At 58.2% G+C, this 21,520-nt stretch carries 14 protein-coding genes; 8 read left to right on the forward strand and 6 right to left on the reverse strand.

Going from position 1 to position 21,520, the window contains the following annotated elements:
• Positions 1-72: 72 nt before the first annotated feature.
• On the forward strand, positions 73-2,709 hold the full coding sequence (locus XH85_RS11060; RefSeq protein WP_128931909.1) for a CehA/McbA family metallohydrolase: 2,637 nt from the start codon (positions 73-75) through the stop codon (positions 2,707-2,709).
• 150 nt (positions 2,710-2,859) lie between these two features.
• On the opposite strand, the gene XH85_RS11065 is transcribed toward XH85_RS11060, so the two are convergent.
• Positions 2,860-3,951 carry a LacI family DNA-binding transcriptional regulator gene (locus tag XH85_RS11065; RefSeq protein WP_128931910.1) on the reverse strand — a complete coding sequence of 364 codons (1,092 nt, stop codon included), beginning with the start codon at positions 3,949-3,951 and terminating at the stop codon, positions 2,860-2,862.
• Positions 3,952-4,216: 265 nt separating this feature from the next.
• Here XH85_RS11065 and XH85_RS11070 point away from each other — a divergent pair, with 265 nt between their 5' ends.
• From XH85_RS11070 to XH85_RS11085, 4 genes are all read left to right on the forward strand, one after another.
• Positions 4,217-5,419 carry a CaiB/BaiF CoA transferase family protein gene (locus XH85_RS11070; protein WP_128931911.1) on the forward strand — a complete coding sequence of 401 codons (1,203 nt, stop codon included), beginning with the start codon at positions 4,217-4,219 and terminating at the stop codon, positions 5,417-5,419.
• 249 nt (positions 5,420-5,668) lie between these two features.
• Positions 5,669-6,820: a glycoside hydrolase family 88 protein gene (locus XH85_RS11075; RefSeq protein WP_128931912.1), complete on the forward strand. Its 1,152-nt coding sequence runs from the start codon at positions 5,669-5,671 to the stop codon at positions 6,818-6,820.
• 167 nt (positions 6,821-6,987) lie between these two features.
• The gene (locus XH85_RS11080) at positions 6,988-7,917 is read left to right on the forward strand and encodes a dihydrodipicolinate synthase family protein (RefSeq protein ID WP_128931913.1); all 930 of its coding nucleotides are present in this window, start codon (positions 6,988-6,990) and stop codon (positions 7,915-7,917) included.
• Between the two features lie 63 nt (positions 7,918-7,980).
• Entirely contained in the window at positions 7,981-9,393 is a 1,413-nt protein-coding gene (locus tag XH85_RS11085; RefSeq protein ID WP_245473974.1) for an NAD-dependent succinate-semialdehyde dehydrogenase, read from the forward strand.
• Positions 9,394-9,726: 333 nt separating this feature from the next.
• Here XH85_RS11085 and XH85_RS11090 read toward each other — a convergent pair whose 3' ends face one another.
• From XH85_RS11090 to XH85_RS11105, 4 genes are all read right to left on the reverse strand, one after another.
• The gene (locus XH85_RS11090) at positions 9,727-9,981 is read right to left on the reverse strand and encodes a nucleotidyl transferase AbiEii/AbiGii toxin family protein (RefSeq protein ID WP_128931914.1); all 255 of its coding nucleotides are present in this window, start codon (positions 9,979-9,981) and stop codon (positions 9,727-9,729) included.
• Positions 9,982-10,057: 76 nt separating this feature from the next.
• Entirely contained in the window at positions 10,058-10,960 is a 903-nt protein-coding gene (locus tag XH85_RS11095) for an NAD(P)-dependent oxidoreductase (protein ID WP_128931915.1), read from the reverse strand.
• Positions 10,957-11,643 (reverse strand): HAD family hydrolase, encoded by a 687-nt coding sequence (locus tag XH85_RS11100; protein WP_128931916.1) that lies wholly within the window; start codon positions 11,641-11,643, stop codon positions 10,957-10,959. The genes XH85_RS11095 and XH85_RS11100 overlap by 4 nt, the downstream gene beginning before the upstream one ends.
• Positions 11,640-13,211 (reverse strand): amidophosphoribosyltransferase, encoded by a 1,572-nt coding sequence (locus tag XH85_RS11105; protein WP_245473976.1) that lies wholly within the window; start codon positions 13,209-13,211, stop codon positions 11,640-11,642. The genes XH85_RS11100 and XH85_RS11105 overlap by 4 nt, the downstream gene beginning before the upstream one ends.
• 1,427 nt (positions 13,212-14,638) lie before the next feature.
• Between XH85_RS11105 and XH85_RS11110 the strand changes: the two genes are divergently transcribed.
• Both XH85_RS11110 and nodU read left to right on the forward strand, forming a co-directional pair.
• On the forward strand, positions 14,639-15,607 hold the full coding sequence (locus XH85_RS11110) for a pyridoxal phosphate-dependent aminotransferase (RefSeq protein ID WP_128931917.1): 969 nt from the start codon (positions 14,639-14,641) through the stop codon (positions 15,605-15,607).
• A gap of 737 nt (positions 15,608-16,344) precedes the next feature.
• Positions 16,345-18,099 carry a nodulation protein NodU gene (nodU, locus tag XH85_RS11115; RefSeq protein WP_128931918.1) on the forward strand — a complete coding sequence of 585 codons (1,755 nt, stop codon included), beginning with the start codon at positions 16,345-16,347 and terminating at the stop codon, positions 18,097-18,099.
• A 202-nt stretch (positions 18,100-18,301) separates the two neighbouring features.
• On the opposite strand, the gene XH85_RS46290 is transcribed toward nodU, so the two are convergent.
• A complete protein-coding gene (locus tag XH85_RS46290; protein WP_128931919.1) occupies positions 18,302-19,684 on the reverse strand; it encodes an AAA family ATPase in 1,383 nt (460 codons plus the stop codon).
• Between the two features lie 343 nt (positions 19,685-20,027).
• Between XH85_RS46290 and XH85_RS11125 the strand changes: the two genes are divergently transcribed.
• The gene (locus tag XH85_RS11125; protein WP_245473978.1) at positions 20,028-21,488 is read left to right on the forward strand and encodes a Fic family protein; all 1,461 of its coding nucleotides are present in this window, start codon (positions 20,028-20,030) and stop codon (positions 21,486-21,488) included.
• The last annotated feature ends 32 nt before the right edge of the window (positions 21,489-21,520 follow it).

The raw sequence follows: 21,520 nt of genomic DNA on the forward strand, positions 1-21,520 counted from the left end.
GCGCGAGCAGTCATTCACAACAAACAAAGAATGCTTGCGAGGCACTGAGTTGCCGAAACGGGAGTCCGAAGCATGAAAACACCGTCATCGCCGCACTTCACGCCTGTCGACTTGAAGCGATATTTCAACGCCAAGCGTGCAAATGCCGGTGAAGGGTTTGCCGCCCGCCCGGGTGACACCGGCTGGATCGATTCGCTTCGCGGGCTCCAGACCCATCGCGGCATGCCCTTTCTCTTTGGCAGCGAAACAGGGCCGGATGTGCTGGAGCTGCGCCCCGGGGCCCCTCCTGCCGTAATCGCGTTGCCGCCGACGATGGCGAGCTATGTGCTGTTCGCGCAAGTGGCAGCAGACCGCCCCAGTGCAAGCCCCGAGGGTTTCGGAGAGATCGGCCCGGCTACGCTGCCTGTCGAAGGCAATCCACTCGGCGATCGGGTGGCGACATACGGGCTCCGCTATGCCGACGGCAGCGAGACCGACGTGCCGGTGCTGCGCCGCTTCGCGATCCAGCAGAACCACATCTCCTGGAGTGCGAGTGCGTTCGCCGCGCTGCCGCTGCGCGGCCCCATCGTGCATGCAAGCACCGGCGAGGATTTTGTACTCGGCAGAGCGCCCGGGGCGAGCTTCTTCCAGGGCGAGGCCCGCACCCAATCGGGACGCATCGATCGACAGGGTGAGAACGTGTGGCTTTATGCGCTCCCGAATCCTTATCCGGACAAGGAGCTTTCAGCGTTGAGCTTGCGCGCGGAACAGGAAATCTCGCTTGTGTTTGCGGTGACCACGACAGCGCTCACCCAGCACCCGCTGCGTCTCCAGGGCCGTCGCAAGCTGAAGGTGAGGCTGCCGCCGGGGGTCCATCTGAACAAGCTTGGCGAGCTCGATGTCGACGATCGAGGCGAGCAGATTGGCATGGACCTCGGCACGGTCATCTCGGCCCGCGCAGTCCTCGAGTACTCCAGGGCGGATTGGCTGGGCGCCAAAGTTGATGTGCAGCCCGTGCGCTCCGGGAGCGAAGTCATCGTCGAGTACTCCGCGCATCCGGACGCAAGGCTCTATTTGCGCTCGGACGATGGCCGCTTGCACATGTTCGATCTTCGATCGTTGGAAGGTGGCGGTAACGCAGGCGGCGCCTCGCTCAATGTGGCGACAGTCGAACCGGCCACAAGGCCGGTCAAGATTCGCATCATGGAGAAGGGCAGTGGCGTGCGTGTTGCCGCGCGGCTGCATGTCCATGGTGCGCACGGGGAGTATCTGCCACCCAAGGGACATCACCGCAAGGTCAATACCGGCAGGTTCGAGGACTTCTCGGGCGAATTTGCCAATGGGCTGAACCAGTACGCCTACGTGGACGGCAGTTGCGAGGCGGACCTGCCGCTCGGGTCCGTGTTCGTCGAGATCTGCAGGGGTTTTGAGGTGCGCCCGCTGCGCACCATCATCGAAATCACTGCAACCACGGACAATCTCACCTTTGAGCTCGATCGTGTGCTGCGCTGGCGCGAACAGGGATGGGTTAGCTCTGATACGCACGTCCATTTCCTGAGCCCGCAGACAGCGCTGCTTGAGGGCAAGGCGGAGGGTGTCAACGTCGTCAACTTGCTCGCCGCACAGTGGGGCGAGCTATTCACCAACGTCGCCGATTTCGACGGACGCACGACGATCGGGGCAAAGGATTTTGGCGGGGACGGAGAATTCCTGGTTCGGGTCGGCACGGAGAACCGGATGCAGGTTCTGGGGCACATATCGCTGCTCGGCTACGAAGGTGACATGATCAATCCGCTCTCTTGCGGCGGGTCCAACGAAGCTGCGATCGGCCATGTTCTGGAAGCGACCATGGCAGACTGGGCGGAGCGCTGCCGTCAGCAAGGGGGGCTGGTCGTAATGCCGCACGCGCCGAACCCGCAGGCGGAGCGGGCGGCCGACATTGTGCTCGGCCTTGTCGACGCCATCGAAATGATGTCGTTCAACCCGCGGACCGCGCAGATCAGCGCATTTGGTCTCGCCGATTGGTATCGCTACCTCAACATCGGGTACCACCTGCCGCTGGTAGCCGGCTCCGACAAGATGGACGCGGCCGCGCTCCTTGGGGGCTCACGGACCTATGTGCGGCTGGGCGAACGCGACTTCACGTATCGCAACTGGATGGATGCCGTACGCAGCGGGGACACGTTCATCACTGTCGGGCCTCTGGTTGAGATGACCGTTGAACGACGTCGCCCTGGAGGCACCGTGGTCCTTCCCCGTTCAGGCGGCAGCCTCACGATCGACTGGCGGATCGAATCGGTCAGCGTTCCGCCGGCGCGGGTGGAGCTCATATGTAACGGCACGGTCCTCGAGGATGTTCGATGCGGGGGCTTGTCGTGCAAGGGGCAGATCTCCCTGCCCATCAGCTACTCATGTTGGATCGCGCTGCGCGTTCGGGGCAGTGTCGCCGGACGCGAGGCCGACATTGCGGCGCACACCAGTGCGGTATATGTCAAAGTAGGCGGAACGCCCATCTTTGCCACCGCGGATGCAGTGTCGGTCCTTGCTCAAATCGAGGGATCGATCGCCTATATGGACACGCTCGCTCCCAAGTCCGACGAAGCGCGACACGCGCGGCTGCGAGCTGCCCTGGAACTTGCGCATCATCGCCTGCATCATAGATTGCACGAACTGGGCGCCAGCCACCACCATGCGCCCGTTCACTCCGTTCACGTTGAACGCGAGCATTGAGAAGCCTGTTGTGCCATTGACGATCGCGCAGGCTCAGCCACCTCTACTTACGGACGATTAGTGAAATGGGGCGAGCTGCTTGCGTCACTGGATTCTGGGACGCGAAGGCCAGCCTACGGTTCTGAAATAGTTTCAGCAGCCGTGGCCCGATCAATGATCCCGACTGCGCCCGCGACGGGCAGAACGGACGCTGGAGCGCGGCGGGGCGCTCGATGAGCGCATGACGAGCCGGTACGGCAACACGACACTTCTTGGGACAGGACTTCCGGCAATGGCATTGATGAGATAGTCGGCGGCTCCCCGGCCGATTTCTGCTGCCGGAACACTGACTGTTGTGAGCGGCGGGTCCATTTGCGCCGCCAGCTCCACATCGTCAAATCCTGTAATGGAAAGCGTGGCCGGTACGGCCAGCCCCATCTTGCGAGCTTCTGCCATTGCACCGATGGCAAGCGTGTCGGTGGTGCAGATGACTGCTGTCGTGTCCGGATGATCGGTGAGGAGTTGACGAAGGGCACTACGGCCCTGGGCAAGCGAATAATCGGCCTTGACGATCTGGTTTGGCTTGAGCGGGAGACCGGCGTCCGAGAGCGCGCGCTGAATTCCCTCGAGCCTGGCGCGGGATCTGTCATTGGACGCGGCGACAACGTTGGCAATCGCGCCGAAACGGACGTGTCCGAGCCTTAGCAGATACTCCGTCATCTCACGGGTGGCGCTTTCGTTGTCGATTCCGATCGCGGGGATGCCGCCGCCGGCCTTGGCAACATAGGTGGTGATGACGGGTACACCTGCCTGTTCGATTAGGCTCCTCAGCTCCCGTCCGTGGGAAGCTCCGACCAGCACGATTCCATCGATGCCGCGTTCAATGAGACTTTGCAGTTCCTGAAGTTCACGGCGCTGGTCATATTGCGAATTTGCAATGAACAGCGTGTAGCCGCTTTCGCTCAGGCGGTTCTGGAGCGCTTCCACGCCTTCTGCAAAGATACCGAGCGCCAGTGTCGGAACGATGACGCCGACGGTCCGCATGCGTCCCGACTTCAATGCTCTGGCTGCGCTATCGCGCGTGTAGGCGAGGTCATTGATATGCCGCATGACCCTGTCGCGAAGCTCCGGCCGTACGATATCGGGGTGATTGAGAACCCGCGACACCGTCGCCGGCGACACATTCGCCTTCCGGGCAACGTCCTCGATCTTCACCCGCGGCTGCTGGCGGCCTTTTGGCGCGATTACAGATTTCTTGTCCATTTGCGTTGGTCAACCAGGAGAAGGAGAGGGTCTCCCCTCAAAAGGGTTAAACCATCACGAGCGCCACCTTCTCAAGCCCTGTATGCGGGCCATCGGCGCTATTTTCTGACCCTCTCATGCGCAGATGGAGCGGCATGAAGCGAATCTCATTCGAAGGTTGGTTGATTCGCTTGACTCCGGTTCTTGCGGGGCCTAATTCTGAAATCGATTTCAGAAATCGAGAGCCAACAGCTCGATCTCAGGTAAAACCGAAAGCAAGGATGGAATGGTCGATCTCTTGAAGGGCATCCGTGTCCTCAGCTTCAATCACTTTCTGATGGGTCCGGTCGGCGTGCAGTTTCTCGCCGACCTCGGTGCGGACGTGATCGCCGTGGAACCGCCCGGGGGGGCCTTTCAGAGGAAATGGGGCGGGGCGGACAAGCGGGTTGACGGCCAATCGATGTTGCTTCTGACGGGAAATCGCAACAAACGCAGCCTCACGCTCGATCTTAAAAAACCCGAAGCCGTGGTCATCGCCAGGCAACTGATCGCTAAATCAGATGTAATCGCAGAGAACTTCCGTCCGGGTGTGCTCGACAAGCTTGGTCTCGGCTACGAGGATGCAAAGAAGATCAATCCGCAGATCATCTATGCCGCTGCCTCCGGCTACGGTCCTGACGGGCCCTATGTCGATCGTCCAGGCCAGGATCTCTTGATCCAGGCGCTATCAGGACTTGCGATGATCACCGGAAGTCGCGAGCAGGGGCCGCGGGCTGTCGGCGTTTCCGCCATCGATCATCACGGCGCTGCCTTGTTTGCGGCGGGGATCCTGGCTGCCCTGGTGAGGAAAGCGCGGACGGGGCAGGGCTGCCGCGTCGATGTTAGCCTGCTGTCGGCTGCGCTCGACCTGCAGATGGAATCTTTTACCTGCTACCTGAACGGCCAAAGGCCTGACGACGTCCGTCAGCCGGGCCCGGTGGCCGGCTGGTACTACGGCGCGCCTTACGGCATCTATGCGACACGCGATGGGCACATTGCGATCTCTTTGGGATCGCTGGAGGCGCTCTTCTGCGCGCTTGGCCTTCCGGCCGACCAGCGAATTCCCGACGAGGAGGCCTATCGCCGGCGGGACGAGGCCTCAGCCATGATTGCGGCCAGCGTCGCCAAACGCACAACCAGCGAATGCATCGTCTTGTTCGAGGCGCGTGGAATTTGGCACGCTGCGGTGAACGATTATGCGGACGTCGTTGCGGATCCGCAGATTGCGCACAACAGAAATTTTCAGGTCGTGACCGGCGCGACCGGAGCTCCCATCACCCTTGTCAGCCATCCCGTGCGCTACGACGGCGAGCAGCCGGACGTGCGTTTGCCGCCGCAAAAGCTCGGTGCGCAAACGGAAGAGATTCTGAAAGAGCTGGGCTATGACGCCAGGAACTTGAAGCATCTTTACGACACGGGCGCCATCGGTGCTGCGGACTCGCATCACTGAGCGAATAAAGAGGATTCTCGAAAGCGGCACGCTTGCGTCAGGAGGGGTATGGTGATCCGCATAAACTTCCACGCGGCTTTCCTTCCGGTGCTGCTGACGAGGCTTGCTCCTCGGCAGCGATGCAACCAAGCACGCTTGGAAGTCTCATGAACACTAACCGTTCACGCCAGTCCAGGATCTGTTGGTAAAGAGCTTTAAGTTGCCGCCAGGCCAAAGCCGCGCGGCGAGTTTTATGTTGGACCAGAAGCCATGTCGGAAAGCCAATATCTGCCCGCGCGCGAGCGTATGCTGAAGCGCATTGCCGAGACTCGGGACACTGCACGCTCGGGCTTGCCACACTGGGCGAGTGCCGCCGACGGAAAATGGACGTTTACGCCCGATGGTGATTGGACCGGCGGGGCATTTGTCGGTGAGCTTTGGCTCGCGCATCTCGCTGATCCCAGGCGGTTCCCAATCGAAGACGCGCGAGCTGCGCTAAGCCGAATGTTGCCGCGTGCCGAGCGGCTTACGGCCTTCAAGGGCTTCGGCTTCTATCATGCCGGCGCCCTCGGCAGCATCCTGTTCAAGGAAGAAAACGCGCGCGCGGTGGCTCTGACAGCAGCAAGGTCGCTTCGTGATATGTTCGATCCACACCTCGGACTGATACCGTTGGGCAGGGATGCCGAGGAGGCGAGCGCAGTCGGAGCCTCCGAGAGCAGCATCGACTCGCTCCAGGCGATAGGCCTGCTCTATTGGGCCGCGGACGAGCTTTCCGATGCCCGGATGGAGGAGGTCGCCAATGCACATATGCGGCGCGTCCTGGAGATCCATGTGCGGCAGGACAATTCAGTTATCCAGTCTTCCACGCTTGATCCACACACCGGCAAGGTGCTCAGAACGCACACGCACAAAGGATATAGCGATATCAGCACCTGGGGCCGCGCGCAGGGATGGGCGATGCTCTACACCGCTCACGCCGCCATGGTCCGCCCGGACGAACCGCTATGGCGCGACTACGCCGTGCGCCTTCTTGACTGGTGGATCGACCATGTCCCCGCGGATCTCATTGCCTTCTGGGATTTCGACGATCCGGCGATCCCCAACACCAGCAGGGATACTGCGGCTACTGCTATCGCTGCCGCCGCGGCGCTGCGCCTCGCATCCGCACTTGGTCCTGAGGGGGGCGCGAAATATCGATCATTTGCGGAGCGCACAGTTACTCAGCTGAGCTCGAAATACCTGACACCGACTGCTCCCGATGACCCGCGCCCGCCTGGAATGCTCACCGGCGGCTGCTTCACCCGAAAGGCGATCGTGCGCGATATCGATGCGGCCCAGAACGTTGAGCTGATCTTCGGAAGCTACTTCCTGTTTGAATGTCTTGCCATCCTGACGGATCTGGTGCCGCCTGGCTGGATCTAGAGGCGCGAAAGGCTTCCAAGGCGAGCAAAGCCTTAAAACCAATCTTGTTTATGACGCCACGCCAGTCAATCTGTCCAAAAAGTGCGACGGCATTGGCTCCGCTCCTTGTTTGCGATGGGCTGATCGAGTTCGACAGCAACTGACCGCCCCTGTCTGGAATCCCCTACATGAGAAATGCGAAAACTCCCGTCTATCGCGGCTTGTTCCCGGTCGCTCCGACGCCGTTTACGGACACTGGAGATCTCGATCTCGAAGGGCAGCGGCGCGTTCTCGATTGCATGATTGATCAAGGCGTGGACGGGATCTGCATTCTGGCCAACTATTCCGAGCAGTTCCTGCTATCTGATCAGGAACGTGACATTCTGGTCGAGCTCTGTCTTTCGCATGTCGCGGGCCGCAAGCCAGTCATGGTGACCTGCAGCCATTTCAGCACGCAGATTGCGGTGCAACGCGCCCGTTATGCGGCCGAACGTGGCGCAAGCCTCCTCATGCTGATGCCTCCTTATCATGGTGCAAGCCTCAAGGCGGATGAAGGCGCCATGATCGGGCATTTCGGCCGGGTCGCGGACGCAGCCGGGATTCCAATTATGGTCCAGGACGCGCCGCTCTCCGGCGTTACATTGACGGTCCCGTTTCTCGTCCGGCTCGCTTGCGAGGTGCCGCTCGCCAGATATTTCAAGATCGAGGTGCCGTTTGCGGCTGCCAAGCTCCGCAGTCTGATCGAGCTCGGCGGTGAGGTCATCATTGGTCCTTTCGACGGGGAGGAAGCCATCACCATGATGGCAGACCTCGATGCCGGTGCGATCGGGACAATGTCGAGCGCGCTGTTGCCCGATCTGCTCCGCCCCATGCTCGATCATCACAAAGCGGGCGGCAGGCAGGAAGCCGCTCTTGCATATGCAAGGGTGCTGCCGCTCATCAATTTCGAAAACCGCCAGTGTGGCCTGCGCGCCGCCAAGAGCGTAATGGCTGAAGGTGGCGTGATCAAATGCGAAGCCGTGCGGCATCCGCTCGAGCAGATCCATCCGGCGACGAGAGCTGGATTGATCGAGCTTGCGCGTGAGCTCAACCCGCTGGCTCTTCGCTGGGGACATTGAGGTGCGGGCATGATGCGGCGGGAACAAGCCACGCAGGCAGAACCTGTGTACCCCAAGATTAGGATGTTCATTGCCGGCGAATGGACGGAAGGGGGTTCGGATCGCTCGGAAGAGATCATCAACCCTGCGACCGGCCAGCCGATTGGCGAAACTCCTTATGCGTCCCGCGGCGATCTCGATCGCGCGATCCTGGCCGCTAAGGAGGGCTTTGAGATTTGGCGAAAGGTTTCGGCCTTTGACCGATACAGGACGATGCGCAAGGCCGCCGATCTCATACGCTCGCGCGCAGCCCGCATCGCATCGATCATGACGCTCGAACAGGGTAAGCCGCTCACGGAGTCGAGTGCTGAAGCGCTCCTTGCTGCCGATATCATCGACTGGCTCTCCGAGGAAGGGCGGCGCGCATATGGGCGGATCGTCCCGGCGCGCTTTGGCAATATCGCCCAGCTCGTGACCAAGGAGCCGGTCGGGCCCGTTGCGGCATTTACGCCCTGGAATTTTCCGATCAACCAGGCCGTGCGGAAGATCTCCGCCAGCCTTGCAGCCGGCTGCTCCATCATCGTCAAGGGACCTGAAGAGACGCCAGCGAGCTGCATGGAGCTGGTGCGTAGTTTCGCGGATGCGGGCTTGCCGGCGGGCGTGATCAATCTCGTCTTCGGGGTGCCATCCGAAGTTTCAGATTATCTCATACGCCATCCTATCATCCGGAAAGTCTCCTTCACCGGTTCGACCGTGGTCGGAAAGCATCTCGCAGCCCTTGCCGGCGCCCATATGAAGCGCGCCACCATGGAGCTCGGCGGGCACGCGCCTGCCATCGTTTTCCCGGATGCCGACGTCGAGAAAGCCGCAAGAATCTTGTCGGCGAACAAGTTCCGCAATGCGGGCCAAGTCTGCGTCTCGCCGACGCGGTTTCTCGTGCATGAGAGTATCTATGAAGATTTCGTTAAGAGGTTCGTTGCTGAGGCCAGCGCGATCAAGGTTGGCAATGGCCTTGAAAGAGATAGCCGGATGGGGCCGCTCGCCAATTCGCGGCGGGTCGATGCAATGGGGAGCCTTGTCGCGGACGCTCTCGATTGCGGCGCCCAGTTGCGCACCGGCGGCAAGCGTATCGGCAATACGGGGTACTTCTTCGAGCCGACTGTCCTGACCGATGTTCCACCTCAAGCGCGCATCATGAATGAAGAGCCGTTCGGCCCTGTCGCGCCGATTGCGCGGTTTAAAACCTATGACGAGGTTGTGGCGGAGGCCAATCGACTGCCTTACGGGCTCGCCGCCTACGCCTACACGCGATCCGCCGCAACGATGGCCGCGATCGGGGCCGATCTCCAATGCGGGATGGTATCGATCAATCATCATGGCCTTGGGCTTCCCGAAGTGCCCTTCGGAGGAACGAAGGAGTCCGGCTTCGGTTCGGAAGGTGGCCTCGAGGCAATCGAGGGCTATCTCGACACCAAATTCGTGAGCCAGGCGAGCTAGAACCGGAATACCAGATACCAAGCCGGAGCAGAACGACTTCGTTAGTGCCGCCGGATCGCCTCAAGCGCTCCGCCCTTCTCCGCTGGCAGACCGGTACGTCTGCCTTCTCCCCAGACTTGAGCCGCTGTCGGAGAAATCCGGCAGCGGTCCTTTTCTTTGCTGGACCGACACCTTCTTGTTCTTTCAGGCGGGAGCAGAAATGAGTAACTTGTCCGGCAGATCAGCGCGGACGGATAACAGCTGCGTGTGCCAAAGCCGTCAAGTATCGGCGCCAATGATAGACCGCGAGAACCACGAATATTGGTGCCGCCCAGCATGACGGCGATGACCATCTCACGCGCAGAAGCGCGCGGATGCGGAGCAGGAAGACAGTAGACCCGGTTCGACCGCATCACCAAAGGCGAAATCGATAACGATTCGGGCCTTGGCAGTATCGACCAATGCGTCGGCGGTGATGCGCAGGCCGCCATACTCTGTTTCCTCGCGAATGCGATTGACCTTGACGCTGGTTCGATCGAACTCCACCCCCATCGTTATAAGAAACGCCGCTGACTTCTTTGAAGATGCGGACCATCTCGTCGTAATCATCGCTCTCGATGCCGAGGAAGTCGAGGGAGCACCACGGACTCGTGGAAAAATGGCCCGCTGGAGCCATACCAAGCGTTTACGATCGGGCCAAATGCGGGAGGGTCAGTTCACCTTTGCCTGCGACAACTGAGAGGTTGAGTTCCTGCGCGGCAGCATCCAGAACCGGCACGGAAACGGCACTCTCGCGCGCTAGGCGCACAGCACACTCGATGTCCTTTGCAGCATTTGCAATCGATATTGCCAGTACATCTGGTTTCTCTCCCAACAAAAAGGCGGCAAAGGCTTGGAATATTCCACTGTTCGTAGAGCCCCGACTGACCAAAGAGCGCAGTGTTACAAGATCTATCTGAAGACTATCCGCGAATTGGCAGACCTCAGCGGCGACCGCAGCTATGCCCATAGTCATGCTGTTGTAAACAAGCTTGAGCTTGTGGCCGTCTCCGACATCTCCAACATGCATAACGGTCTCGCAAAACGCAGCAAGAATGCGTTCAGCGACCGGAAAGAGTGTTGCATCCGATCCAACCATCGCATTGAGAAGGCCGAGCTCTGCTTGCTCGGGGCTTCGTGTTACTGGAGCATCAACAAAGCTTAGACCTCGTCTGTGCGCCGTTTTCGCCAATGCAATGGTCGATGCGGGATACGAGGTCGTACAATCAATTATCAAACCTCCTCGGCACATGTGAACAAACAGTCCATCGCGATCGAGGCACACCGCCTCAACTTCGCGGCTGGACGGTAAGGACAACACCACCACGCTTACATGCCGCGCCAACTCAGCGATCGACGCATGCTCGCGGGCCCCTGCATCTGTCAGGCGATCAGCACCGAACCGGTTCTCGTTGACTTTGATGTGGAGTTCGTTTTGCTGACGCAGCAGGCTGATGCCGATACCTGTTCCCATGCGCCCCGCTCCGATAAGCCCTATGCTCTGCTTAATCGTTTTGGGAGCCGCGTTCGCTGATGATCCCTTGCTCATGATTTAGCATTCCGAAAGAAGCCATGGCTTTGTAGGATGGGCAACAGCTCGTGATGGTTGTTGATGGTGTAATCTGGACGCGCGGCTTGCAGGCGCGACGCCGAAACAAATCCTCCGGTAATGGATATGCTTGTCAGCCCGAGATTGCGTGCAATATCAGTCTCGACGGGCATATCGCCGATGATGAAGGTTGACGACGGCTTCAGGTTGTACCTGTGCATATAAAGGTGAAGCCGCTCTCCTTTGCTCATCGATTTGTATTGCGTTGCGCGGCTTTCAAAGGCGAGCACGTCGGTGACGTAGTCATCCACTCCAAGTCTTCTCAGCTGGAACTGAAGAGGCGCGACTATGTGGTTGCTGAGGATGATGAGGAGAGCAGATTCTCGTCGCGCTAACTCGAGCGCTCTGCGCGCTCCCTCACGTAAATCGGCTTTATCCGCAAGAGGCTCGTATGTGTCGTGAAACAGTGCGCCCTCGTCACGCTCCACTGCCTCAATCTCCTCCTGCGACATTCCGAGGCTACGATAAAGACGAGAGAGGGGGACATCACAATGCTCGCGAAAGGTGTTTATATTGATGCTCGGACGACCAAACCGGTCCAAAATTACATTGGTCGTTTCGAGCAGCGCGTATGTGTCATCGAGCAGTGTTCCGTTCCAGTCAAATACGAGAGCTGGTTTCATGATGCTGACCTCAGACGAGGATTGGCAGGAAGAGCGGCCAGCAAAGCTTTCAAGTTTCTGTCCGCGCGCTGCCGTCCAGCGGGGGTCGGCATCTCCAACGTGAAGGGTGACAAATCGATGCCCTCTAGCCTGTTGGCCAATATGGATACAAGGGCACGGAAGGGCAGATAAGTGATTGTTGCTGCTTGGATCGCCGTCGCAATGTTGCTTTCAATGATTTTGAGGGCTGGCGGGTCCATCCTGTGGAAGCGAAGACACTGGGCCCGTAGTTCGGGCGGCAGTCGCTTCAACGCCTGCCAGAATGCGAGCTCATCTAGCGTATCAATACCCATGCCGTAGTAGTGTGGAGCAACTATAGGCGGCGAACCAATTGCCCAATGTACGGCTTTGGCTCCAGCGGCAAGGAGCATCTTTGTGATGGCTTGGCTGGTATCACCTCGAATGAGGGCCTCGTCGACAACTATTATGGTCCGTTTAGCGACGGCAGATTCCGACACGCGATACTTCTGGGCAATGCGAGATAATCGGGCCCTGGGTTTGCCCAGGAGCGTTCGCTCAAGAAATTGCGTTGCCACTACGTCACTACGCTCGGCCAGCACGCCCTGTTCGACGAGAGAGTCAAACAGACCATCGGCGTACGGCCCCCCCGTATTTGGCATGGAGGACACGATTGGCAGAATCAAGTGTGGGTCTGCCTGGACTCGCTCCGCAACGATTCTCCCCAAGGCGAGCCCGATGTTGTGACGGGTCCGGCGATGTGAATGACCCTCAACCGACGTGTTCGGACTTCCCAAATAGAGAGTTTCGTAGGCGCAGAGTTTGGCCTTACATCCTCGGCTGTTCAGGGTATGGTCAACTCTGCCGCCCGTCTTGGCGTCCACACGCTGTATGCTTCCAGGCAAGAGCTGCTGGGTCTCACCTTCCAAGCCGGCGAAGGCACAATTTTCAGAAGCAAAGAGCAACAATCCATTACTTGCCCGCATAGTCTCCAATGGTCGCAAACCGCTTCGATTGCGATATGCAACAAGATCACCGTTCTTATCTAGCAAAAGCGCGGAAATGGCACCATCGATACGATCATCAAGCTCGCGAAAGATGGCTTCGTAGTCCGCGGGCAAGCCGTGACGCCAATATTCTCGTTCGCAAGATCGTTCGATCCACCTCAGCAAGAGCTCGGCGTCTGTGTTGGTATCTATCAGTGGTCCCTGAGCGAGCAATTCGCTCCTCAGTTCATGAGCGTTCACCAAGGCACCGTCCAGAGAAATTGCAAAATGGCGGCTAGGAATTGACTGCACATCACCGTCATCCCCACCTCCGGTACGGATCTGCGCGATTGCAACATGAGGCCGAAAGCGCGGCTCCTGTTCGATGCCGTCAATGCGCACTGAATTATCGTTCGATTGAAACGCCCTTCCATATCGGATCCCACGCTCTTGCATGAAAGCAGAGACCACGACACCTGCTTGCCCACGGAGTGCAAGTGTCGGAATCATTTTCTTCAGCTGATCAACAACGCGCGACGATGGTTCGCTTGAAGCACAGAGAAACGCACCGGCGACACCGGACATATAGTCACCCACTTGTTAAGGAGCCGATCTGGCGGGGCGCCTCGCATGGCTAGTGTGCCTATGAAGGCGGAAGTTCGCTTCACCCTTAAGCAAGCGTCGTACCACTCCTTTGAAAATACTGGCTGGCACTTCTAGAGCGAGGAGAATTGGAAGACGAGCCACTCTAGCCACCCAGTTGAGTGTTGTGCCTCGTTCAGGTCCTCACACAGTGTTCAAGATGCTACGACTATGTGCGAAAAGCGCCACACCGGAGCGAGAAGGTGCGAGTGCTTGAAGTCGGTGAAAGCCTTCTGATCTTCCACTCATTTCCTTCCATTCTGCGGGCAAGCCACCAAAGCGGGTCCTTACGGACGACCAGAATTAGAAAAGGGCTCCAAGCAGGCCTGGTAGCGGCGCGTTGGTATTTTCGTGTTTTGCGAGTAAGAGTCGGCAGATGATGCAGAGCGAGTCCATCGCGCGGTTGCCGATACCGAGAGCCGGGTCCTGGACAGGCGAAGTGCGCCCGTCCGTCTGCGAGACAGAGTAACGAATGGACTTACAGGCACTTGGCCCCCCGTTCTTTGGCCAACTCACATTTGGTGGCCGCTGTGCGCACACTGCTACGAACAGGGCATGAACGGAATAGAGTCGCAGCCTGGCTTACTAGGGACTCTTGGGCGTAGCGAGCGCATGACGGATCTGGCGGCCCGATGTCTTTCCTGCCTTGCCCTAATCAATCTCAGGGGGCGGGTGTCGAATAGGGCGGCTTTGTCGATCTCAACCTCCACAGAGTGAAACCATCCCGCTCACGCCATTTTAATCTTCGCTGCCATTTGGCTTACATATGGACCCTCTATCATCAGCTTACATGGTGCATGATTGTCTGGAACGGTCGCAACATCTTAACGCGCGTCTCAACGCTTATCGGATCAACTACTAACACTGGTGATTGATCAGGCACCATAATTCCTGGCCATGACACACCGTGCCGCCTGCGCGGATCAGGCGAATGACGATGCATCTTCAACGAGTTTGCAAGAGCAACTGCAATATGTCACCGTCAACGGCTCTGTCGCGGCGCCCGTGGCCTAGTTCTCACGTTTGCGAAATCCTTACGAGGTCATTCAACTATCCATGTGCCGGCGGCAATAGCTTCGCAAGTAGGACGATGGCAGGGGCCCGCATTTTGCTAGCAGTCCAGGATGGCGTTCTATGCAGCGATAGTCGAGCCAAAGAGCCGTCCGTTTGATGTTGAGCCACAATTGTCGCACCAATCACTCAGCATGGAGCGACGGCAATTAGGCTGTCGGCGTTGTGTAGTGGAGCTGTGTCGGTCTAGGTGAGATCGTCAGCCTCGCCGAATATGGTTCTATGGCTAGACCGCGAGAGCACATTGGTCGCGAGCTTTGGCTCGCTGCTTGAGTTCGACGACCGTAGGAGGTCTCACTTTGCTGTCAGGCTCGACATTGTTCTGTTTTACAGAGCGTGTGCCCCAGGAGGTGACGTCGGGTTCTGCTTTTAGCGGGCATCAGTTTATCGATCTCGCAAATGACGAGATCTTCGAGCCACTCTCATTAGCGCACGAGAGGGCGATGGTTACCGTCGATTCTGGGGCGAGCGGCGTCGTGGATCCCATTGGCCTCATGCCGCTCCGCAAAGCTATTGCGGAAAGGCTCGCGGCGCAGACAGGCGTTGATTGGAGTACGGAAGAGATCGCAATCACTGCCGGCTCAAAGCAAGCGCTGCTTTATGCGGCCTTGGCTGTCCTAGAGCCGGGCGACGAAGTCATCATTATCCGCCCCTGGCAGCCGTTGGTCCCAGCACTGGTTCACGCCGCTGGCGCAGTACCAGTGTTCGTCGATGCCCAGCGCCCACGATATACTCCTGATGTCAACTCAATCCGAGCTGCCATTACATCGCGGACTAAAGCGATGATTATCAATTCACCCAACAATCCGACGGGCGCAGTCTACAGTCGAACAACATTGCAGGAGGTCGGCGAGCTTGCTATCGAATTCCGAATATGGATCATTTCGGACGAGCGCTACTCAAGATTAGTATTCACTGGTTTGCACCGCCATGAGTCGATCGTCGTGGCGCACCCCGCCGTGCGATCGCGAACGATCATAGTCAATCCATGTTCACAGGCGCTGGCGATATCTGGCTCTCGCTTGGGTTATTTCGCGGCTCCCAGGACCATCGTTTCCGCCGCAAGAAAGCTTCAGGGCTATGCAGCGATAACACCGAGTCGAGAGGCGCAGCAGGCTACGCTGAGCCACTTTCAGGTCGCCGGCGGCCGCATTGAGCGGGAGACATACCAACGGCTTTTCGATGCTCGCGACATGGGTCTTAACATCCTTTCCAATCTACGTGATGTAACCCCACCGTGCCGACGGGGCTTTCTTCTTCTATCTTGATCTGAACAGGCTTGCATCTGCTTTGCAGGACGAAGGTCGCGTTGGAGTGACGGACGATGTTGCAGGCTGGCTCCTGAAGCAAACTAATGTGGCTTGCGTTGCGGGAGACGCGTTTGGCGACGTCAACGGTCTGCGACTCTCATTCGGCGCCCCACCGGGAGCTTCGGCGATCGGACTGAAGCGCATCGTCCAGGCGCTAAATAGCCTTAGGATCAAATAACCGCCGGTCCAGTCCCAGATGAAAGGCATCGATATGAATATCTGCGCTTCAGCGGATGACTGGCACTCCGCAATGTAAGCAGCTCCTATGTCCGTTAACGGCGAGCATCGGTTGAATCGTGACATCAAAGACCGCGGTTCGTCGTGGCCTCTGGAGGTCACGTCTCCTGATCTGGTCTGGAAAGGATCGGTTAACGATCTCACTATCCGGTAAAGAGGTCCGCTGCACTCGTTCGCTCGACGTCGGAGAAGGCACAAAGGGCCGCACGTCGCATGCACGCAAATTGTCGCCGTAGGCGGGAGTGCTTGGTCCGAAACCGAACGCGTCCGGTGTCACGAATCGGTCAAGTCGCTTCTAACTCCGACTTTGATCAGACAATCGCCAGCGATTCCTCTGATTGGAATTGGCCCGAAGCGTGCATCGTGACAGATGGGAGCTCATCTGAGTCTCGCGACATGAGCAACAGTTGCGGCTCCTTCAAATCGAGTGGATTACCGACATTAGGTTCGGAGACAGTATGCGCATCTGCGGTATCAAGCTGACCCATGACGGAGCAGTGGCCCTTGTCGAGGACGGACGGCTTGTCTTTTGTGTCGAGCAGGAGAAGCTGGGCAACAATCCGCGATATAAAAAAATCAACAATCTCGATGCGGTTGTTGTCGCCTTGGCAGAGCACGGCTTATATCCGCGGGACGTTGATCGGTTCGTCATCGACGGATGGTGGGGCGAGGCTGAGTCACAATTTGAGGTTTTCAGTGGGACTGCACCCATTACCCTTAAAGGGGCGCCGTATGTTGAGGGCGATGCCGAAGGCCTCCTCATACCGCACGACGGCTCTGGGCTGATGCTCAACGGGAGCGCCTTCCCCTATCAAAGCTATCCGCATGTCACAGCCCATGTGGCTTCCGCTTTTTGTACTAGCCCTTTCGCCAAGGCCGGGCAGCCTGCGTTCTGTCTGGTGTGGGACGGCGCTTCCTTTCCACGTCTCTACCATGTAGAGCGCCGCGCCGCCAGGTTCCTCGAGTGCCTCTTCCCGCTGATCGGGCATGCTTATGCTGCCGCGGGCTATCACTTCGGACCATACAAGCAGACGAACCGGACCAAGTGGGACCTCGGTGTTGCGGGCAAGTTGATGGCCTACATCGCGCTCGGTTCAGTCGATGAAAGCATTGTCGAGGTGTTTCAGGAGCTCTACGAAAAGCACTTTAGCACGTTTACGGAGCCAGTCGGTCGTTGCAGCGAGGACGCCGCGCTTGAGCCTGTCCATGAGTTCTTCGATGCCAGCGCGCTACGGTTAAAAGCCAAAGCCCCCGAAGATGTGCTTGCATCCTTTCATTGGTTCCAAGAGCGTCTGCTCGTTACCAAACTCGCGAGTGCTATACAGAGACATTCGAGGCTTCCCGCGCGCAATCTGTGCATCGCCGGCGGTTGCGGTCTCAACATAAAATGGAATAGCGCACTACGAGCTGCCGGCTTGTTCGATGCTATCTGGGTGCCACCCTTTCCGAATGACAGTGGCTCGGCAATAGGTGCCGCTTGCTCCGCATTGGCGGCGGACCAAGGCTTTGTACCATTGGAATGGTCCGTCTATAGTGGTCCAGCCGTGGAACGAGGCGACGTGCCGCCCGGATGGGGTGGCTCACCATGTAGCATGCGTGAACTTGCAACGATTCTCGCCAGCAACAAGCCCGTCATTTTCCTTGCCGGCCGCGCGGAGCTTGGACCTCGGGCTTTGGGTAGCAGAAGCATATTGGCCGCGGCGACATCGCCGCGAATGAAGGACCGTCTCAACGACATCAAACTTCGCGAGCACTTCCGGCCGGTAGCGCCAATATGCCTGGAGGATCGTGCGCCGGATATTTTTAGTCCTGGAACGCCAGACCCTTACATGCTCTTCGAGCACCTAACACGAGCAGAATGGCGGGACAAGATCCCCGCTGTCGTGCATCTGGACGGATCTGCGCGATTGCAGACTATTTGCAGGACCTCTCAGCACAAAATCGCCGAACTTCTCGTCGAATACGAGGCCCTCACGGGCATTCCGCTACTATGCAACACAAGCGCCAATCACAATGGACGCGGGTTTTTCCCGAATGCGGCATCTGCCTGCCAGTGGGACCGCGTTGACCACGTGTGGTGCGATGGCGTGCTGTGGACGAAACGCGCGGGCGGAGACCACGCGCTGGCCAACGGCATCTTTCTCTCTCAGCGCGCGGAGGCGGGACCGTACGCCGAAGAGCGGATACTTCCCGCCAGAGGCCGCCTGGTTTGACGAACGCGATTGCTGCAGGTCTAGGGTAATCCTAGGAGAAGCGCCATGACGATTTCGAGCGCGGAGGTGATCACATCGCTAGAGCGGCGGCGCGGTGGTCGCTCGATGAGAGGGAGCGGCTTGTTGCAGCAGGGTGGTCGGGATCCCCTTTCGCCCTCCTCGCGGAAGGATTCGGCGAAGGATTCGGGCGGCGAAGGTAGGATTAGTTATCCAGCGAGTATCGCCGCTCTCTCTTTTGAAATGCTGCTGCGCCGCCCTCAAGTATCCGACACACCTGCTGCCGAGTACTTTGTGTATCTGCGCAATCCTCCAAAGCGCCGGCTGCGTAAGAGAAGGACGGTAAACCGCCGTTCTCTTTTACGCATTGAGCGACAATGACTTGCTCGGCGTCCGTGTTGACGACTAGATTCGGGTTGTGTGTGATGAGAAGGATTTGCCGCCGGAGCTTGGCTTTTCGAAAATAGCTCGCCAAGAGGCTATAGATGGATTCGTTGTCAAGGTTCTCTTCTGGCTGATCGATCAGGAGGGGTCGGGTATCCTTCTGGTCCATAGCAAGGTAGAGGATAAGCAGGACGATACCCTTCGTTCCCGGCGAGAGATTCTCTAACGGAGTGCCATTATAGCTAAGTCCATAGGTGAGGCTGATGTGATCCGTGGAGTAGAGCCAATCGAAAAATTCCACGACGGTTTGGCTCGGTTTAAGGTAGTCACCCACCGTGGCACCGGCTTCACCATAAGGCGCGAGAAATTTGTCCAATCCAGCCTCCAGATCAGAATGGCTGCCCGATCTCCAAGCCGGCTCTAAATGCTCGGAAGCAGCTGCGATCATGTCGTCTAGGGTGGGGTACGGCAATCTCTTTCTTTGATTGAAGAGCCGAACTCCCTTCTCGATCCAGCCATCGAGATCGACACTTAGCCGTATCGCGAAATCCAGATGTCTCTCCTGCTGCTCTCCCAAGCTCAGGTGCTGCTGGAGCGGCTCGTATAGCTGAGCAAGGACTGTCCGCTCTTTTTCCAAGGTATCGAAATAAGAGTAATAGGTTGACCGTCGTTGCGCTCGAAGCGAGGCTAATTGCTCGCTCTCTGACCCTTCAATCATATCGATTTCATTTCGCACGCGACGTAGGTCGATATCTAGAGCTGCTATTCGGTTCTGTAGCTCGACAATGCGCTTACGTTTCGCCTCATCAGCGGTTGTGAGATCACTAAGTTGCTTCACCCGGGCTTGGTGGAAACGAAGCGTTCCGACGGTCGGATTAGTCGGGTCACCCTCTAGCCGGTCAATCTCTGCTTGCAATTCGGCATTTCGCCGGTTGATGGGCCCGGTGGGGTCATTCGCAAAACGAGGCTTGAAATCACTCCAGCAATCTTCGGGTATGCCGAGAGCCTTAAGTTCTGGAGTTATCCCATTCCAGAACCGGTCCATGTCGCCCTGGAATGCTGTGATCTTTCCTTGTAGCTGATCGAGCCTCAGCACTTTCTCTCGCTCAGTCCCTACCAGGTCGATGAGCGTGGCCGAGGCATCCCGTTCGGTCTGGAGCTCAATAGCAATTTTCGCCTCTTCGTCACCTGACTGCCTCGCCAAGTTTACGATGCAGCTTTACTGTAGTTTCCGTACGCGGGTCGAACTCTGGTACCGTCGGAGTCCGGCTTTTCCACTAGAACTGGGTTGGTTGCCCGAGTGCGGGCTTCGTCGGATTGCGCAGCGAGCATCGTTGTCGTCGGGGACGCGCCTTTGATATCCGCATGGGCCAATTCGTAAGTCGATCAGAAAGGCAACCATTAGAACATAACAAGAACACAGGAGTCTAGTCTTGAGAGAACGCATTGAGGATCGCCGAAAAGACCGGCAAAACAATCGGTATGAGGATCGGCAAATCGAGAGGTGATCTCGGTTGTAATATTTTGAATTTTTATTTATATAGAAGATGTTACAGGAAAAGTTCCCTGGCTTTGAGATCGGCAAAATGACCGGTACAGGACATATGGAGCCGATGCTCCCGGAAATGGACTCTGGTTTGACCGACCAGGTTCTGGACCTCGTCGCCGGCGCCGGCTCGTTTGCAGGCGGCCTCAACGCTCCGCTTAAGACGAGTATCGGCGACCTCGTTCGCGCGATGAACTGCTACTACTCAAACCTGATCGAAGGGCATGACACCCATCTGGCTGACATTGAACGGGCCCTGAAGAGCGACTATTCAGCCGAGCCCAAGAAACGCGACCTGCAGTTGGAGGCAAAGGCCCACATCGAAGTCCAAGGCATGATAGATCGGGATCAGATGCCGCATCCGGCTATTTCCATCGACGGCATCCGTTGGATCCACCGCGAATTCTGTAGCCGCCTGCCGGAAGCCCTTCTCGCAATCGAAGATCCGGGCACCAAGAAGACCATACAGATGGTGCCAGGCGAGTTTCGCAAGGTCCGCGTCGAGGTCGGACGACACGAGCCGCCCAAACCGGAAGCCATCGAGGCGCTCATGTCGCGCTTCGTCCAAGCCTATTCCTCCCCGATGTTGAGCAGGACGCAGCGCATCGTATCGGCCGCGGCGGGGCATCACAGGCTTGCGTGGATCCATCCCTTCATGGACGGAAACGGGCGCGTCACCCGCTTGATGTCACACGCCTTGCTGCGAGAACTCGGAATTGGGTCTGAGCTCTGGTCGGTCTCGCGCGGGTTGGCGCGCAATGTGGATCGCTACAAGACGTTACTCCAGGCGGCTGACGAGCCACGCCGTGGCGACCTGGATGGCCGCGGGACCCTGACCGAAGCCGGACTTGCTGAGTTCTGCCGCTTCTTCCTCGAAGTGTGCACGGACCAAGTGCGGTTCATGCAAACCCTTCTCAACCCCGCCGAACTCATGAACAGGATCGAAATCTGGACGGAAGAGGAAATGAGAGCAAAACGGTTGCAGAAGGGCTCTTGGCGGCTGCTTCGCGAAGCGATCCTGGTTGGCGAATTCCCCCGTTCGCGCGCGACTGAACTCACAGGCTATCAGGACAGGCAAGCGCGCGCTGTGTTGTCGGATCTCGTGAACCGGAAGCTATTGGTATCCGACACTCCAAAGGGGAACGTTCGCCTTGGATTTCCGTCTGAGGTGGTTGAGCGCTGGTTTCCGAATCTGTACCAACCCAGATCCGCCGCCAGGGAGATAACTGAAGCTGCTGCAGCACCTGTCGTGACTGAAGAGCGTGAACAACTGGCTCGAGAGTTAAGCTCGCGCGTTGCCCGTAGAGGCTGGACCGCGCCCGACAATTTCGGCGAAGCGATCGCTATTTATGCGGATGACAGTGCACTGGCGGCCATGCTGCAGGACGTCTGGCGGGTCGACACCCTCGAAGATCTACTCGCCTTGCATTCCGTGCAATTGCCCGGAATGACGCCCGGTTAGTCCACGGCTGCCTCGCCCTGGTAAAAAGGCAC

This window comes from Bradyrhizobium zhanjiangense (assembly GCF_004114935.1).
Classification (GTDB): Bacteria; Pseudomonadota; Alphaproteobacteria; order Rhizobiales; family Xanthobacteraceae; genus Bradyrhizobium; species Bradyrhizobium zhanjiangense.

Excerpts from the sequence above, each read along its gene's own strand:
- XH85_RS11060 (WP_128931909.1), top strand. The coding sequence starts at position 73 with ATGAAAACACCGTCATCGCCGCACTTCACGCCTGTCGACTTGAAGCGA.
- XH85_RS11065 (WP_128931910.1), bottom strand. The coding sequence starts at position 3,951 with ATGGACAAGAAATCTGTAATCGCGCCAAAAGGCCGCCAGCAGCCGCGG.
- XH85_RS11070 (WP_128931911.1), top strand. The coding sequence starts at position 4,217 with ATGGTCGATCTCTTGAAGGGCATCCGTGTCCTCAGCTTCAATCACTTT.
- XH85_RS11075 (WP_128931912.1), top strand. The coding sequence starts at position 5,669 with ATGTCGGAAAGCCAATATCTGCCCGCGCGCGAGCGTATGCTGAAGCGC.
- XH85_RS11080 (WP_128931913.1), top strand. The coding sequence starts at position 6,988 with ATGAGAAATGCGAAAACTCCCGTCTATCGCGGCTTGTTCCCGGTCGCT.
- XH85_RS11085 (WP_245473974.1), top strand. The coding sequence starts at position 7,981 with ATGTTCATTGCCGGCGAATGGACGGAAGGGGGTTCGGATCGCTCGGAA.
- XH85_RS11090 (WP_128931914.1), bottom strand. The coding sequence starts at position 9,981 with ATGATTACGACGAGATGGTCCGCATCTTCAAAGAAGTCAGCGGCGTTT.
- XH85_RS11095 (WP_128931915.1), bottom strand. The coding sequence starts at position 10,960 with ATGAGCAAGGGATCATCAGCGAACGCGGCTCCCAAAACGATTAAGCAG.
- XH85_RS11100 (WP_128931916.1), bottom strand. The coding sequence starts at position 11,643 with ATGAAACCAGCTCTCGTATTTGACTGGAACGGAACACTGCTCGATGAC.
- XH85_RS11105 (WP_245473976.1), bottom strand. The coding sequence starts at position 13,211 with ATGTCCGGTGTCGCCGGTGCGTTTCTCTGTGCTTCAAGCGAACCATCG.
- nodU (WP_128931918.1), top strand. The coding sequence starts at position 16,345 with ATGCGCATCTGCGGTATCAAGCTGACCCATGACGGAGCAGTGGCCCTT.
- XH85_RS11125 (WP_245473978.1), top strand. The coding sequence starts at position 20,028 with ATGTTACAGGAAAAGTTCCCTGGCTTTGAGATCGGCAAAATGACCGGT.